General features: G+C 27.6%; 14 protein-coding genes. All 14 read left to right on the forward strand.

Annotated elements, in window-relative coordinates; translation table 4 throughout:
- Nucleotide 1: 1 nt before the first annotated feature.
- A complete protein-coding gene (gene tmk, locus MALL_RS03270) occupies nucleotides 2-652 on the forward strand; it encodes a dTMP kinase (protein ID WP_005683968.1) in 651 nt (216 codons plus the stop codon).
- Nucleotides 645-1574, forward strand: coding sequence for a DNA polymerase III subunit delta (locus tag MALL_RS03275; protein WP_005683736.1), 930 nt, complete (start codon nucleotides 645-647; stop codon nucleotides 1572-1574). The genes tmk and MALL_RS03275 overlap by 8 nt, the downstream gene beginning before the upstream one ends.
- Complete coding sequence (gene rsmI / locus MALL_RS03280; RefSeq protein WP_005683820.1) at nucleotides 1567-2283, forward strand: 16S rRNA (cytidine(1402)-2'-O)-methyltransferase; 717 nt, start codon at nucleotides 1567-1569, stop codon at nucleotides 2281-2283. The genes MALL_RS03275 and rsmI overlap by 8 nt, the downstream gene beginning before the upstream one ends.
- Before the next feature lie 81 nt (nucleotides 2284-2364).
- A complete protein-coding gene (locus MALL_RS03285) occupies nucleotides 2365-3015 on the forward strand; it encodes a winged helix-turn-helix domain-containing protein (protein ID WP_040545615.1) in 651 nt (216 codons plus the stop codon).
- 68 nt (nucleotides 3016-3083) lie between these two features.
- On the forward strand, nucleotides 3084-4964 hold the full coding sequence (locus MALL_RS03290) for an alpha-amylase family glycosyl hydrolase (RefSeq protein ID WP_005683918.1): 1881 nt from the start codon (nucleotides 3084-3086) through the stop codon (nucleotides 4962-4964).
- 242 nt (nucleotides 4965-5206) lie between these two features.
- Nucleotides 5207-5635, forward strand: a complete 429-nt coding sequence (locus MALL_RS03295) for a hypothetical protein (protein WP_040545617.1) — start codon at nucleotides 5207-5209, stop codon at nucleotides 5633-5635.
- A gap of 22 nt (nucleotides 5636-5657) precedes the next feature.
- Nucleotides 5658-8102, forward strand: a complete 2445-nt coding sequence (locus MALL_RS03300) for a hypothetical protein (RefSeq protein ID WP_005683936.1) — start codon at nucleotides 5658-5660, stop codon at nucleotides 8100-8102.
- A 123-nt stretch (nucleotides 8103-8225) separates the two neighbouring features.
- Nucleotides 8226-8627: a hypothetical protein gene (locus tag MALL_RS03305; protein WP_005683738.1), complete on the forward strand. Its 402-nt coding sequence runs from the start codon at nucleotides 8226-8228 to the stop codon at nucleotides 8625-8627.
- Nucleotides 8614-11721, forward strand: a complete 3108-nt coding sequence (locus tag MALL_RS03310; RefSeq protein ID WP_005683731.1) for an ABC transporter permease subunit — start codon at nucleotides 8614-8616, stop codon at nucleotides 11719-11721. Before MALL_RS03305 ends, MALL_RS03310 begins: the two co-directional genes overlap by 14 nt.
- Nucleotides 11721-12698 (forward strand): ABC transporter permease subunit, encoded by a 978-nt coding sequence (locus MALL_RS03315; RefSeq protein WP_005683877.1) that lies wholly within the window; start codon nucleotides 11721-11723, stop codon nucleotides 12696-12698. The genes MALL_RS03310 and MALL_RS03315 overlap by 1 nt, the downstream gene beginning before the upstream one ends.
- Before the next feature lies 1 nt (nucleotide 12699).
- Complete coding sequence (locus MALL_RS03320) at nucleotides 12700-13899, forward strand: ABC transporter ATP-binding protein (RefSeq protein ID WP_005683867.1); 1200 nt, start codon at nucleotides 12700-12702, stop codon at nucleotides 13897-13899.
- A gap of 1 nt (nucleotide 13900) precedes the next feature.
- Nucleotides 13901-14551, forward strand: coding sequence for a hypothetical protein (locus tag MALL_RS03325; RefSeq protein ID WP_156785638.1), 651 nt, complete (start codon nucleotides 13901-13903; stop codon nucleotides 14549-14551).
- Nucleotides 14552-14692: 141 nt separating this feature from the next.
- Nucleotides 14693-15112 carry a Dps family protein gene (locus MALL_RS03330; RefSeq protein ID WP_005683723.1) on the forward strand — a complete coding sequence of 140 codons (420 nt, stop codon included), beginning with the start codon at nucleotides 14693-14695 and terminating at the stop codon, nucleotides 15110-15112.
- A gap of 74 nt (nucleotides 15113-15186) precedes the next feature.
- The gene (locus MALL_RS03335; RefSeq protein WP_005683954.1) at nucleotides 15187-16671 is read left to right on the forward strand and encodes a hypothetical protein; all 1485 of its coding nucleotides are present in this window, start codon (nucleotides 15187-15189) and stop codon (nucleotides 16669-16671) included.
- Nucleotides 16672-16677 lie beyond the last annotated feature (6 nt).

The raw sequence follows: 16677 nt of genomic DNA on the forward strand, positions 1-16677 counted from the left end.
AATGTTTATAACTTTTGAAGGTTTAGATGGTAGTGGTAAAACTACAATAATTGAGAAATTTTTAGAAAATATTCTCGAAAAATTTCCAAATTTAAAATACGTATTAACTCGTGAACCGGGAGGAAAAGATATTGTAGAAGCTGAAAAAATCAGAGAAATAATACTTGATAAAAAATCCCAACTTTCTTCAGTTACAGAAGCGCTTTTATATTCTGCAAGTCGTAGAATTCACCTAGAATCTGTTATTTGACCAGCTCTTGAAAATAATCATTTGGTTTTGTGTGATCGTTATGTTGATAGTTTTTATGCTTACCAAGGTTATGCTCGTTCATTAGGTGTTGAATATGTAGAAGAGTTGACAAAATTAGTTATTGATAAAACTATGCCAGATATAACAATATTTTTTGATATCAATCCAGCTGATTCTAAAAAAAGAAGATTAGCAAACCGTTTAGTGCATGACAGAATGGATGATGAAACTGAAGCTTTTCATAATAAAGTTTATGGTGGATATTTAAAAATAATAGAAAAAGAAAAATCAGATCGTTTCATTATTGTTGATGCTTCTAAATCTATTGATGAAGTTTTAGAGCAAGTAAATCAAAAGTTGTTAGCTCATAAAAAATTTAAGGAATTTATTCAAAATGCTTAATAATCAACTAACTAAAGTAATAGACAAAATTTTTGAAAATAACAAGGTGGCTCATTGTTATTTATTTAATAGCATCAATAATTCTAATGTTGATGATGCTTTATTATATTTTGTTAATGCAGCAAATAAAACTAATTTAGAAACTTTAAGTTTTGAAGAGCAAAGTAATATTTTTTATGTTGAAATTAACAAAGGTAAAATGATTAAAAAGGAAGAGATTTTAGACGCTTTTGAAAATATAGATTCAACTATACAGCAGTTAAATAAATACAAAATTGTAATTATAAAAAATGTAGAATTATGTTCAATAAATGCTATAAATTCAGTTCTTAAAATTATCGAAGAGCCTATAAAAAATACTTTAATTTTACTTTCTACAAATAATGTTTCGCGAGTTTTACCCACAGTAAAGTCTCGTTCAATGTTAATTAACGTTTTTTCTGATTCATTTGATGTAAAGTACACAAAGTTTTTATCATTAACTAGATCAAGACAATTTTCTCTAGCACTTTCAAATGCTTTTTCTGATGAAATGCAAGCTCATGATTGTATAAGTGATAATATGAAAAAGATAGTTTATGATTTAATCGATACCGTTGATAAATCATGAGTTAATAGATATAAACTTTATATATTTTTAACGTTGCATCTTAATTTAGACACAAAAGAACAAAATATTTTTATATTAAAAACTCTTTGTTATTTATTTAAACTTTTAATCACAAGTAGTCAAAATCAAGAAGAATTAAGAGTTATTAAAAAACTAAATAAAAAAGAATTTAATTTACCTAAAAACACTGTACTCAAGTTAAATTCATTCATTTATGATGTTAATAATTTTATAACCAACATTGATTCAAATGCATCTTTTATGTTGCAAAAAGAAGTGCTTTTAGAAAAACTAATGGGATATTATGACTAAATTATTTATAGTTGGAACTCCGATTGGAAATCTAGAAGACATAACATTAAGAGCGTTAAGAATTTTAAAAGAAGTAGATGTAATTGCCTGTGAAGATACTAGAGTTACTTTAAAGCTACTGAATCATTTTGAAATTTCTGGTAAAAAACTAATTACTTATAATAATTTTAACGAAGGAAATGGTGCTAAAGGAATTTTAAAACTTATTGAAGAGAATAATTTAAAAGTTGCTCTTGTCTCTGATGCTGGAATGCCTGTTGTTTCTGATCCTGGTTTTGAACTGATAAGACAAGCTATAAAATCTAATGTAAAATTTGAATTAATTCCAGGAGTTAGCGCAAGTATTTGTGCCTTTACTCTTTCCTCTTTTAGCAATACTTTTACATTTCACGGTTTCATAAAAGATAAAACTCAACAAAGAATTAATCAGTTAAATTCTCTTGATGAACAAGCGCATATTTTCTTTGTTTCACCACACAAACTTTTAGGAACGCTTGAAGATATTGATAGTGTATTTGCACAAAATGCTGATGTTTTTTTAGGTAAAGAATTAACTAAATTACATGAAGAACATTATCGCGGAAGTGCGCAAGAATTATTGAATATTTTTAAGGAAAAAGATTCTATAAAAGGTGAATTTACAATGGTTTTAAAAACCATAAAAATTAAAAAAAATAAATACTCAAAATACAGTAAAAACAATGATTAAAAACTGAAAATTTTGATTATTTATTTTTTATTTTATTTAAAAATCTTGACCATACAAATTTAAATAAAGTATAATAGAAAAATGAGTAAAACTATTAATAATAAAACCCAACAAATAATCATTTATTTGATGGATTTAATAAGAACAAAAAAGGTTCCAACTAATAAAATAATGCCTTCCGAACACGCGCTGATGTTGCGTTTTGATTGTTCAAGAAGCATAGTGGTTTCAGCTTATCATCGTCTTGAAGCGCTTGGTGCTGTTTATTCAATTACTAAAAGAGGGCACTTTGTTGCAGAGAATTTTCATAATTTAATCAAACCAATTTCTTACATAATTGGTGCACAAAAACATAATGGTGTTTTAAAAGAAACAGAAAATCGCCAATGATTGTATGATAGAAACATAGTTTTTGAAGAGGATGTTTATTACGAAAAGACCTATGATAAAGATGAAAAAGAAATTGGCTTTGCCCAATGTTTCATTTTAAAAAAATATTTTGACTTAGGTTTTGACATTAATAAATCTTTAATAGATCAACTTATTTCTAAAAACGGTGTTAATAACACGGTTTATGAATTAAAGTACGAAACTGTAAATATGTATGGTTGTGAAAAGTTAGTTGTTATTTACTTATTTGGTTACGACTTAGAAAGTATTTCATTTGCTGCTCGTTATGTAATTCACCCAGACCACTTTAATATTAAACACCAAGAGTTTTCATTAGTATAATTTAAGAGCCTATTTTAGGCTTTTTTTAACAAATTAAAAAATAACAAATACATGTTTATAATTTTATTATGAAAAAAAATACTTCAAAAAAATTACTTAAATTTTCATTAGGATTTTTAGGAGCAATTATTAGCCCTATAATTTTTTTAATGTCTTGTTCATCTGTAAAAAAAGATGTAAATAATGACTCGAAAAAAACTGAGGAGGAAACAATTAAAAACAAAGAAAAAGTAAACAAAGAATTTAACAGCTGAGGAAGTGAAAAATATTGAGCTGATTCTAAAGTTTTAAGCTATGAAAAATTGGCAAATGAAGCTAAATTTATTGCTCCATTTAATAAAGAAATTCAACCATCGAACGTAAATTATCAACTTTTAGTTTATGCTTTTGCAGATGGAAATGGCGATGGAATAGGAGACTTTATTGGTTTAAAAAATAATATTGATTACTTTACTAATTTAGGAATTGATCAACTTTATTTATCGCCTATTCACCCTTCAAGTTCTTATCACGGTTACGACATTATAGATTATACGGATGTAGCCAAAGAACTAGGTGGGATGGAAGCTTTTAAAGAATTTTTAAAAGTTGCTCACCAAAAAGGAATAAGAGTTTACTTGGATATGGTTTTTAATCACACTTCTTTTGAACACCCTTGATTTCAAGAAGCGCTAAAAGGAAATAAAGACTATGAAGGATTTTATCGTTTTATGCCAAGCGATCATGGTTTAAAAAGCGCTTATGGAGTTGATGATGGAAACATTCGCAAGTACACTCAAAATGATGATCCTAATATTCAACCAACAAATCGTCATTATGTAGCTGCTTTTAGTACATGAATGCCTGATTTAAATTTAGATAATCCAAAACTTAGAGAAGAATTAAAAAACGTTCAAAAGTTTTGAGCTAAATTAGGAGTTGATGGATTTAGATATGATGCATTTTATCATTATTGAGATGGTGGAATGTTTGGCCAAAATCATTTTGAACCTATGGATAATGACGGAACTAAAACAGCTAAAATTTTAGCTGAATTGCGTGAAGCAACCGAATCAGTAATGACTGAAAAAGAAAGATTTTCTAACAAAATAAATATGTTTGGTGAATGATGAAAAAGTCCACAAGAGAGCTTAAAGTACTTAAAATCTAATGACAAAATAGCTCTTAACTCTGTTATAGATGGCGCTCATTGAAAAGACGGATCCTCACTAGCAATTTCACCAGACCAAGAAAAAGGAATACTAAACTTTATAAAAGAAAGTAATAATAATCAAAAATGAATGCCATTTTTAGACAATCATGATGTTAATCGCTGAATTAACAATTATCGTTCAACACTAAATATTCCTTTTAAAACTGAACAAAAACTAAATGATATTTTTAAAAGTACTTTACAAGCCGCTCTTTTCCAATTAGTTCTAAGACCGGGTGATCCAACAATTTTTCATGGTGATGAATTAGACTTGCATGCGTCTAAAAAAACTGATCCTAATCTAAGAGAACCGTTTAATTGAGAAGATGCTTCAAAAGTTATTGCTTTTGATGAAGCAAAATCAAAAAATGATTTAATAAAATTAAATGATTCAAAAGTCGAAACCACTGTTGAACAAGCTCTTAAAAATCCTTTATCTACCTATAATATAGTTAAAAAAGCCATAGAAATTAAAAAACAATTCCCATGAATTTCAGAGCAAAATCCAGAATTTGTTAAAAATCCATTAGACTATTTAGAAGGAGAAGACGCAACTAGATCAACTATTATTGCAAGAGAAAATAAGGAAGGACAAGTATTGGTAATAGTCTATACTTATGGGCTTTCTGCAACAAGTTTTAGCTTAAAAAACAACCTAAAAAACGTTAAAATTGTTTACAATTCAGGGTACAAAATTGAAAATAATAGTTTTGAATCTGATAAAGGCGAAATAGTTGTGATTAGTGCAACTAAGTAAAAATAAAAAAATAATGTGTGGAAATGTTTTCCACATTTTTATTTTGCTTTTTTAATTTTATGAAAAATGACTAACTTTATTTGCCTATAACATAGTTAAAAAAGAAAAAAGTAAAATAAAATCACTATCTTGTATGGTCAAGAATTGTTATCAAGATGAAAAACATGTATAATTCAAAAACTTTTTAAACTAATAAATAAAAAAATAAAATATAAAAGATTATTAAATCAAGAAAGACCAACATGAAGAAATTTAACAAATTAGATTTCAAAACAAGATTAAGATACGTTATTTTAGGTAAGCGACCACTAGAAAGAAAATCACTACCTAAAGTTGTTGAGTATTTATATTTAAACTTTTCTAACTTTATTATTTGCTTAATAATGTTAGCGTTTGCATTACACTTATTTTTAAATAAAGAAAAAGTAAATGGTGAATTTGTTTTAGATTTTCTAAATAAGCCTTTTTCAAGACTCCTAATTAGTGTAGTTGTTATCTCGTGATTAATACAAATTATGGTTTTTGTTCATATTTTGTACATTCTAGATAAAACTGAAACATTGAAGTGAGTTGGGATAAGTGCTTGTTTATTAGGCATAGTTGGTTTATGAGTTATTTCAATTCCTTTTGCAATTGTTGCATATATGAAAAATGAAATAGCTTTTGAATAAAAATAATCTTATGGAGGTTCTTATGAACAAAACAAAAAAATTAGTTATAACAGGATTAGCTTCAGCTTCATTATTATCAGCTTTAGCAGTAATTTCTTGTGGTTCAAGTACAAATGGTGGAAGCGATAATGGTTCAAACACTGGAACAGGCTCACAATCTGGACAAATAGATAAAAATAAAGAAATTTTATTAGCAGTTGATGGTCCACAACAAGGTATGTACGATCATGTAGTTGCAGAATTTGCAAAAAGCGAATCATACAAACTAGGATACAGAATTAGATTGATTAAAAAAGATGTATTTGGTGCATTAGACACATTTGTTGGTCATACAGACAGAAACGTTGTACCTGATTTATTTTATGCACCACAAGATAGAATTACAGATTTAGCACAAAGAAATGTAGTTTCAGATTTAGATACATTTGATAAATCTTTATTTGATGATGTTTTAGCAGTAACAGGTGCTAGCTCTGACGAAAAAACTCAAGCTAGAACCTTTGGAACTGTTGTGGGAGCAAATGAAGGTGACAAAACATTTAGTCCAGTAAGAAAACTATTTGGAATTAGACACAATCAAGAAGCTATTGTTTTAGCATCAACCAAAGAATTAGCTGGTGTTAAAGCAGATATGGCAAACGATAAAACTAATACACTTGAGGATTTAGTAAAAAGTGGTGAAGCATTTATTAGATTACAAGACTTTTGATATGGAAATGGTGTTTTAAACGCTGGAATTATGGGATCAAATCCTTCAAAAATGAGCAATGAATTAATTACAAAAATTTTATACTCAGAAAAAGGAAAAATTACATCTGGTTTTTTAAAAACTAATGCAAACCATGAAGCATTCAAAAAAGGAATTGCTGAAGCTGCTAAAATTTACTTCCCAATTTGACAAGCTGCATATAATACAAGTGATGAAGCATATAAAACAACTGTATGAGGAAAAAAAGGTATTGAAAAAGGTAGCCTACAAAAAATGTTAAGTAATGATATGGGAGCAGTTCAAGCTGAAATTTGAGCATTAATGAAACAAAGAAAATTCAATTATGCTATTGTTGGAACTTGAGATATTCAAAATGCTTTAAAATCTGCTGATGCCAAATCATTTGTTAATATTGGTGAAACCTCAAAAGGTAATCAATATGTTCAAGCTGCTGGATCATGATCATATTTAATAAATGCACGTAATAATGGTGCACATCCTACTAGAGTAAAGGCATTAAAGGAAATTTTAAAATTAATTTTTTCTAAAGAATCATACTACCAATACTTTAAAACTGACTCAAAAGTACCATTCTACTTAAACAGTCAATCTGAAGTTAAAAAATTACAAGGTGCAGAAGCTACATTACCAAAACAAAAATTAGATGCAATAATGAAAGAAGCTGGAATTTCAAGTTTAGAAGACTTATATAAAGAATATGAAAAACAAGCAAAATCATTTGATGAATTAAAAGCTTATAGTGCAAATGGTTGATCAGTTGAAAAAGATCCTAAAAATCCTTTAGATTCTAAGAATGAAGAAGCAGCTGTTAATTTAGATGCTACAAAATTTAAAGAAATAGAAGCTTCTAAAGTAACTGAATATAATAAAAACTTTGGAAAAACAACAGGTTTAAGAAATGCTGTAGCTGGTATTTTAGGAGTTGATTTAGATAAATTAAAAGGTAACAATGAACCTTGACAAGTTGGATTCGATATTCTAAAAGAAGGATTAAAATTCGATGCAGAAGCTAAAGATGATAAAAATAAATTCTTGAACAGCGCTAAACAAACTGAAAATTCACTACATGTTAGAAAAATTGAAAAATTCATTTTTGGAGTTGATGGTGATTCACAATCAGATAAAGATGAATTTGATAATAAAGTTGTTGCAGCTTTAAAAGAAAACAAACTTGCAGAATTAAAAGCTGAAGCTTTAACAAAAGCTAAACAAGTAAGTGGTTGATTAGCAAAAACTTCAGTAACTGAAGAAGTTATTAAAAAAGCTGTTGATTTATACTTCAATTTCAATGCTAACAGAGGATTATTAATTGGATTTGTAAATGATTATGTTAAAAATGCTAAATTTGTAAAAGCAGATAAAACAAAAACAAACTTATCACTACAACAAGTTTCAGAAGCTATTGCTGAATACGAAAAATCGTTAGCTGTTGACAAAGTTCTTAATGTTGTTACTTCAACTAAAACAATCGCTGAAGGTGGACTAGGAATCCTTAAAACTGGAACTCGTGTTGATGGATCTAATCCTCAATTTGGTTCAGTTGCATGAGGTGTTTGAAATGATCAAACATTTGGTTCAAAACCATTCTTAATTGAAACACCTGCATTAAAAGCAGATAATGTTACACTTCAACAATTTACAGACGCAGTTGAAGAACAATTACATAATTTATACAAACAAAAAATAGAAGCAATTAACAGTACTTCATCAGGAAATATAGTTTTATTTACCAAATAATTGTTTAATAAAATAAAAATTAATATCAACAAACAAACATACTATTTTATGCTTGTTTGTTGTTGTTTAATTAGCCTACTATTATTATTTTGATTATTTTCTTCGATTTATTTTCATCCTAATTTGCCTACATACGAGGGTAATAAGGATGAAATAGAAGCCTTAGAAAAATCATTTATTAACAATTACTATGTTTCAAAAGTACTTTCATATATATCAAATTCACTTGTAATAATAGCGTTTGTTGTCTATCTTACTTTTGCAAGACATAGAATTAAAGTAGGATATGCTTTCTTAATTATTTGAACAATAGTTTTTATATTATTAGCTTTTGTTCCTCACGCCACCGAGTTTTCACACTCATCAACATTACTAATTATTTTAGGAACTTTTATAAGTATCTTTTCTGCATTAGTAGCTATTCACCTTGTTTATAGTACAATTCGTCTTCACATAAAAAGAAAAATTCAATATTATGAACAAATAAAAATACATAAGCAAAAACAAAAAAATGGAAAATCTTAAATTATATAACTGGTATGATACAGAATTTGAAACAATTCTGCCTGAACAGTCAAAGTCAATAAAATCATTCAAAAGGCAAGCCCAGAATACTTTTGATAGACGAATTGACGCAATTAAAACACGTAAAAATGTTGAAAAAGATTTATTTTTAAGAGCAAGAACAAAATTAGAGGACACTAAAAAACGTGAACTTTCTAGTAACAAAGTAGCTTACAAAAATCGAATCAAAGTTTTAGAAGAATCTATAAAACAACTTAATTTTTCTAACTCTATCAATTCTTTAATTAGTTTTGAAATCAACAAAATTAAAACTCAAAGAAAGGAATTATATGCTTATATAAAGGATTTTGAAAAGTCCTTAAAAAACACTGGAGATTCTTTAGAGTTTAAAACAAACTCTCTAAAAAATGCTTTAGAAAAATCTAAAAAAGAAGAAGTTCTTATTTTAGAAAAATTTGCTATTTATAATATCGTTAAAAATTATATAAATTCATATAGTGATCTAGACTTTGACTTAGCAAAGTTAAGCTCAAAATTAAGTTCTTTTGAAAATGAGTTTATAAAAAGTCAACCCAATTTATCAAATAAACTTAAGGAATTTTATTCTTCACTAGAAAGTAAAAGACAATTATTTGTTGAAAAGAAAAAAGATTTAGAGAAAAAATATTCTTTAACAATCAAAAAACAAAAAGAATTATTTGCAAGACAGCAAAGTAATATTAAACTAGAATTTGACAAAAAAATTCTTGAATTAGAATTTGAGTACAATCAAAAATATCAGCAAAATTTAGAACAAGCTAAAGAAACAAAAAAACTTATGCTTGAAAAAATAGATTCTCAAAAAGAAATTATTTTAAATAAAGAAAAATTGAACAATCAAAAAATAGAGCAAATAATATCTAGTGCTAAATCTAAAGAAGCAGCTATTAATAAATATTATAAAAAAGTTAATTCGCACTTATTTAAATTTGCCAAATTAGATTTAACTCTTGATTATTTCTTGTTTTTAAATTCTATAAGTAATTATAAAAATGACACATTTACCTTAGATATAGCCAAAAAAAGAAATAATTTAATTAATTCAAAAAACTTTTTAATTGATTTAAATAACTTATTTGAAGAAATACATCAAAATTGCAAAGAAATTGAAAAAACCTTACTAACAAAAAACATTTTTGACCAAAAAGCGTTAAATAAAGTTAAAAAAGTTTTTTATAGTTTTGAAAATAAGATTTCTTATATAAAAATTGCTAAATCTTTATTTACAGCAAAAAAATCTTTTGATTTATCAGGTGTACAAAAAAAATATACATATGAAGCTAAATTTAATAATGATAAATATGAAGCTCTTCTTGAAAAGTCATTTGAGCTAAAAAATACTGTCAATTTGTTCAATAAAGAAAAAGCCGAAGCAATTTTAGAATTAATAAACTTAGAAAAAAACAATCGTTATGCTGAAGAAAAATTGCTTTTTGAAAATAAGAAAAAAGAGGTTAACACAGTATTTTTTAGTGGAAAAAAAGAACTAAAAGATAAATTAAGAAACTCTGAAATAACTAAACAAGCTTATCAAAATAAACTTAATGAGCTTAAGATAGAAAAAAAAGAAGCTATTTATTCTGAAAAACTAAATAGTGAAATTAAAAAGAATAAAGAAATTTTAAAAACTGTCTTTTTTAGAAAAAGTAGTGCTAAAAAAGTTGTTAATAAAATAGCTGAATCTAAAATATCAGAATCTCTAAAAACTCATCCAATTGAAATGAACAAAAATGTTAGATGACTAGCGGTTGTTTTAGGTTTCTTATTACCAGGATTAAGCGAAATTTTATTCTTCAAACAATATACAAAAGGCTTTTTAATGTTAGCCTTTACAATCTTTGCCTATGCAGCAATTATTCCGTTTGCATTTGGTGCATATTGAGAAAAAATGGGTGGTATCCCAGGATTTAGTGATTTAGGGAAAGGTAAATTTAATAGTTCACTAGGAATATTTACTGATGCTAGATACTATTTATTTGGAGGAGTTATTTCCGTAATCCTCTTTGTGCTAGTCATAATCTACTTTACAACCTCAGCGATTAGTGCTAATCGTGTAGCTAGAAATTTAGAAAGAGGATGTAGACCAAGTAAATGAAGTCATACAAAAAGATGATTAAATACTTCAGGATTTCCTTGATTAATTTCTATTCCTGGCTGAATGTTAATGATTTTTATTGTTATTGCACCTGTTGTAACATCTGTCTTAATTTCATTTACTAACTATGGATTCATGCACGAAGCACCAGGAAGAACCGTTGACTGAGTTGGACTTGAACAATGAGGAAAATGATGAATTTTTAGAGAATTAAACCTTGCTCTATCAATTCAAAGAGTTCTTGTTTGAACAATAATTTGAACATTTGCTAGTGCTACTTTACCAATTATAGTTGGATTTGCTGTAGCTATTTTAGTAAATAATCATCGTATAAAAGGTAAAAAAATATTTAGATTAATTTATATTGTGCCTTGAGCTATTCCGGCCTTTGTTACAATACTTTTTTTAAAAAGTGGATTCCAATCTGATGAAGGTTCACTATTTAATTTAATCTTATTAAAACTAGGATTTATATCCAAACCTATAGATTGATGAGCAAGTGTAAATATAATTAAAACTTTATTAATTATTATCCAAACTTGAATCGGGCATGCTTGAATATTCATGCTTGTTACAGGTAACTTACAATCTATACCAAAAGATATATATGAAGCCGGTTCTATTGATGGAGCACGAGGTTGAAAACTGTTTAAGTATTTAACTATACCATCACTTTTAGCCGCTATAGCACCAATGTTAATTGGTCAATTTGTCGGGGCATTTAATAACTTTACAATTATTGCCCTATTTTCAGGAGGTGGTCCTTCATACCAAACACCAACAGTTTTTGGTGAAGGAACTACTGATATTGTAATTTCGTGAGTTTATAAATTAGCTTCTGGAGCTATAAAAGTTGAAGGTGATCAAGCCTTTGCTGCTGCATTAACCACAATTGCTGCTGGTTTAAGTATAGCCGTTGCTTCAAGAGGATTTATAAGAGCTATGTCAAGGAGGGATTAATGAGTTTTTATAATTCAAAACTTCAAAGTCGTGTAGTTGACCAAAATCACTATAAACAAAGAAGAATCAAATTAAATCAATCTGATACAAAACCTCCCACTCCTTTTGAAATAGTTTGATTATTCTTTAATTATGTATTTTTAATTGCATGAGCTTTAATTATTTTATTTCCAATAGTTTCGCTTATAGTTTCGTCATTTAACGTATATAACTATCGTTATGTTTCACTTACTCCATTTACTTTTGGATTTGATAACTTTAGATATTTATTTATTCCATTTGGTGAGCCAGTTGAATTTATGGGTACTGGAATCACAAGTAAAAGTTATTTTTTAAGGTGATATGGTAACACACTATTTATTGCTGCACTAACAACAATAGTTTCTACAGCATTTGTTGCACTTAATGGATATGCTTATTCTAGATTTAGATTCGCAGGTTCAAAACACTCGCTAACTATCATCATGATGATTCAAATGATTCCAGCGACTTCTTCACTTATTTGTTTATACATGGTTGTACAAATGGGTGGTTCGCTAGGAGTTTCACCAATCTTTATGCTTGTTATAATTTACTCTGGTCAAGCTATAACTGGAAATACCTTTATGCTAAAAAGTTATTTAGACACTGTATCAACAGAGTTAGATGATTCAGCTAAAGTTGATGGATGTAGCAACTGAGGATTATTTTTCAAAATTTTAATTCCAGTTATAAAACCTACATTGGTTATGACTGCACTATGATCATTTTTAATTCCATTTACAGATGTTATACTTCCTAAATTTGTAATTTTTGAATTAAAAGACACAACGCTTGCTGTTGGTTTAGATACATTTTTATCAACTGAAGCAAAACAAATTAATGCTGGAGCATATGCTGCTGGAGCCTTACTGGCTGCTCTTCCTGCTTTTGCATTATTCATGTACTTACAAAGATATATAGTAGGTGGCTTATCTGAAGGGGCCGTGAAAGGTTAATATGCTTAAGAAAAAAATTATTAATAATAATGTAGATGATGCAAACTACGAATTTGAAAAAATTGACTTAGATGCAATGATAGAAGAGATAGGAAATATTAACTCTAATAACACCGGTGCGGAAATAAATCTTGTTAATTTATCAAAAAAATATGAAGGTAATGATAAGTACACATTAAAAGATATTAATTTAAAAATTGAACCCGGGAAATTTTGTATTTTTTTAGGACCATCAGGTTGTGGAAAAACTACACTTTTAAGAATGATTGCAGGGTTAAATTCAATAACTTCTGGTGATTTACTTTTTAATGGTAAAAGATATAATAACCTATTACCAAGCGAAAGAAATATAGCAATGGTTTTTCAATCATATGCGCTTTATCCACATATGAATGTTTATAATAATATTTCATTTGGTTTAAAAATAGCTAAAGAGAGACGCGATGTTATTGATCGTCGTGTAAAAGACGTAGCAAAAATTTTAAAAATAGAAGATTACTTATATAGAAAACCACGTGATTTGTCTGGTGGACAAAGACAACGTGTTGCAATAGGACGTGCTATTGCAAGAAAACCACTAGTTTTCTTAATGGATGAACCATTATCAAACTTGGATGCAAAACTACGTGAAAGCATGAGACGTGAAATTGTAAATATTCATAGAATGCTAAACACAACAAGTATTTATGTCACACACGATCAACTTGAAGCTATGACTATGGGTGATCAAATCGTTGTATTTAACGATGGAATGATTCAACAAAATGCAACGGGTAAAGAATTATATTTTAGACCTGCAAATATTTTTGTTGCAAGATTTATAGGTTCTCCAACAATGAATATTTTTGATGCTAAATACACAAATAAAGAAATTATTTCATTAGATAAATCGATAAAACTTGATCCTAATTTACCTAAATCACAGTTAATAATGGAAAATCAAGACTTAGTAATTGGCTTTAGATCTGAAGACATTACCATTAATAGTATTACTTCTAAAAAAGGTTTTGAAGGTACAATAATGAATATTGAATTAATTGGTAAAGAACAATTAATTACAGTTGCTATTAGCGAAAAAATAGAAGTTACTGCAACAGTTTCAAATAGTTTAGAATTTAACTTATCACAGAAAGTAAAAGTTGATTTTGACTTATCAAGAATTCATATTTTTGATAAAAAAACAACAAATAGAATTAACTAATATGAACTTAAAAGCAAATTTTTTAAACTATAGAACAAGAAAAATTTTAGTTTTAATTGTAACTATTTTACTTGTTGTAATTATTACTCTATTTTCTATGCAAGCTATTTTATACAAGCAAAGAATTATTTTTGAAAGAGAGTGAATCTCACAAGGATATTTTGCTGAAGAATTAAGTCCTCATGAAATTGAAGCAGCTATTGCTACAAATTTACACTCTTACAATTTAATTCCTTTATTTAGCGCTTTTATTTCAATTGTATTTGCTCTTTTAGGAATAAGTCTGATTTTATTAATTTCTGGTCAAATAAAGATTTATAAAAACTTAAATAATGCAAATAAAGAAATAAAAGCTGCCATTTATTTAATAGGATTTTCATTATTATTTGGTTTTATTTTCCTTTCTGTTCAACCTGTTGATATTAAAAGATCATTTTATTCTGAAGATTTTGGACAAGAAATTTTACAAACTCATGACAGAATTTCCTATGCATATTCATTTATTGCATTCGGCTTAATGTTTTTATGTTTTATCCTAATAATAAGCTCAATAAGAAAATATGGTTACTTAACAAAAGATAAGATATTAAGCAAACAATTTTTAGAAACAACTAAATTAAATAATGAAATAAAAGAACTCTTAAATTCTTAATGAGAAAATGCTCGTTGATAAAAACGAGTGTTTTTTCATATTTTTTGTAATTTATAATTATTTTCAATGAAAAATTTCAAAAAAGCATTTTTTTAAAAATTTTATATTCTTTATATATAATATGAGCATAAAGGAGATTAAATGAACAAATTAAATTATTTGTATACACTACAAGCGTCTTTAAGCGTTTTAAGTCTAAAAATTAAAAATGCTCACTGACACCTTCAAGGCGAAACCTTTTTTGAAGTGCATGAAGAATTAGATAAATTACATGAAGAAGTAAGCTCATTTACAGACGAAGTTGCTGAAAAACTTGTAATGTTTGACATGCTAGCATTAGGGTCATACCAAGAAGTATTAAAACAATCTTTAGTTTCAGAAGTTGAAGCTAAACATTGAAGTGTTAAAGAAGTTTCAACTACTTTTGCTCATGACTTAAAAGTAGTTCTAGACTTTATTGGTACTCTAGAAAACATAGATTTTAGAGTTCAACCAGTTCTAGATGAAATTGTTTTAATGCTTCATAAAAAAGTTTGAATGTTTTCAAAACTTTCAAAATAATTGTTTTAATAAAAACTACATTAGTCATGTAGTTTTTTATATAAGGCAAAGAATTAAATACCATAAAGGAAAATATGAAAAAAAATAAATTGAAATTGATTTTTGCATTAGGACTTCTTCCTCTTGCACCTATAGCATTTGTAGCTTGTGCTACTGCAAAAACAGGAACTTCAGCCGATTCAACAACTAATGCTGGTTCAACAAGCAATGCTGGTTCTACGGGTACTACAAGCGCAACAAGCCAGAGTGAGTTAGACAAATATGTTGAAACATTAACATCCAGGCTTAATGATGCAAGTAACGTTGTTGTTTTAGGTGGTAAGCCAGATAAACCTGCTGCACCAGAGGGTGATACTCCATTAAAAGAAAATGAAATTGGAAACTTTAATGCATCAGTTGTCGGTTCAAACCCACAAGCATTAAATAACTATATAAACACAGCTGCTAAAATTTTTGATCTTGAAGCATTAAGAAAAAATGGAATTGAAGTTTCAGTAGCTACAAAAGTAAATGCGAAAAATACAAAAAGTGTTGATGTTACACTAAGTTTTAGAGCAGCAGAAGCCAAAAATGTTGCGCCAAAAGATGTAACATTTACAATTGAAAACGTTCTTGTTAATGCATCGACAGTTTCATTAGAACAAATGAAACAAGATGAAGAATTATTAAATGCAGAAATTGCTAAACTTGTAAGATTAATTGGTGATGATACCGATTCTGTCAGAACTCTAGCTACTTTTGAAGAACTTCAAAAAGAATTAACTTCTCTAGAAGTATTAAATACATTTTTAGAATCTGGTGCTAAAAGTAAACAAATTTCATTACCACAAGGTGTTAGAACAAGAGTTTCTTTAAGTCAAAACACTAGAGATGCAAAAGATGTTTTTGTAAACTTAACACTATCAAAAGGCTCAGTAACTAAAGTATTTACTTTTGAATTAGAAGAAGTTTTACCTAAAGTTGAAAAATATGAAGCTGTTCCAGTTAGATCAAATATCTTATCATTTTTAGATAAAGTAATCGGAAAAGACGAAGATGCAGAAATGACAGTTAAAGATTTAGCCACTTTACAAACAGAATTAAAAGACCTTGCTGGGTTAAATAAATTTTTAGAAAAAGATAGTCAAATTCATTTACCATCATACTTAAAATTGACAAAAATAACTGCAAGCAATGCAACTAAGGAAACTGATGCAAAAGTTAAAATAGATCTTGAAGCAGTTGGTGAAGTAGGTTTAAGAGCAACAAATAACCAAAAAACAGTAAGTTTTGAGTTTGTATTAGAAGAAGTTTTTGCTGAAGCACAAGCCAAAGGTATTGAAGTTACTAAGAAATTTAATGATGATGATCAACTTGAAGATTCTGTAAAAACAGTTGAGCAATTAAACGCAATCATAAAAAATGAAACTGATAAAGTAAAAGTTGTAGCAGGAGCTAAATACTACTTAGACTTTGATGATTTTGACAATAATTCAAAAGATATGAAAGTTAAAATCGTTGTTGTTAAAGATAATGTTTCAAGCAAAATGACTTTAGTGTTAAAAAATGTTTTAAATTAACAATTT

Origin of the sequence: Mycoplasmopsis alligatoris A21JP2 (assembly GCF_000178375.1) — a bacterium.
Classification (GTDB): domain Bacteria; phylum Bacillota_I; class Bacilli_A; order Mycoplasmatales; family Metamycoplasmataceae; genus Mycoplasmopsis; species Mycoplasmopsis alligatoris.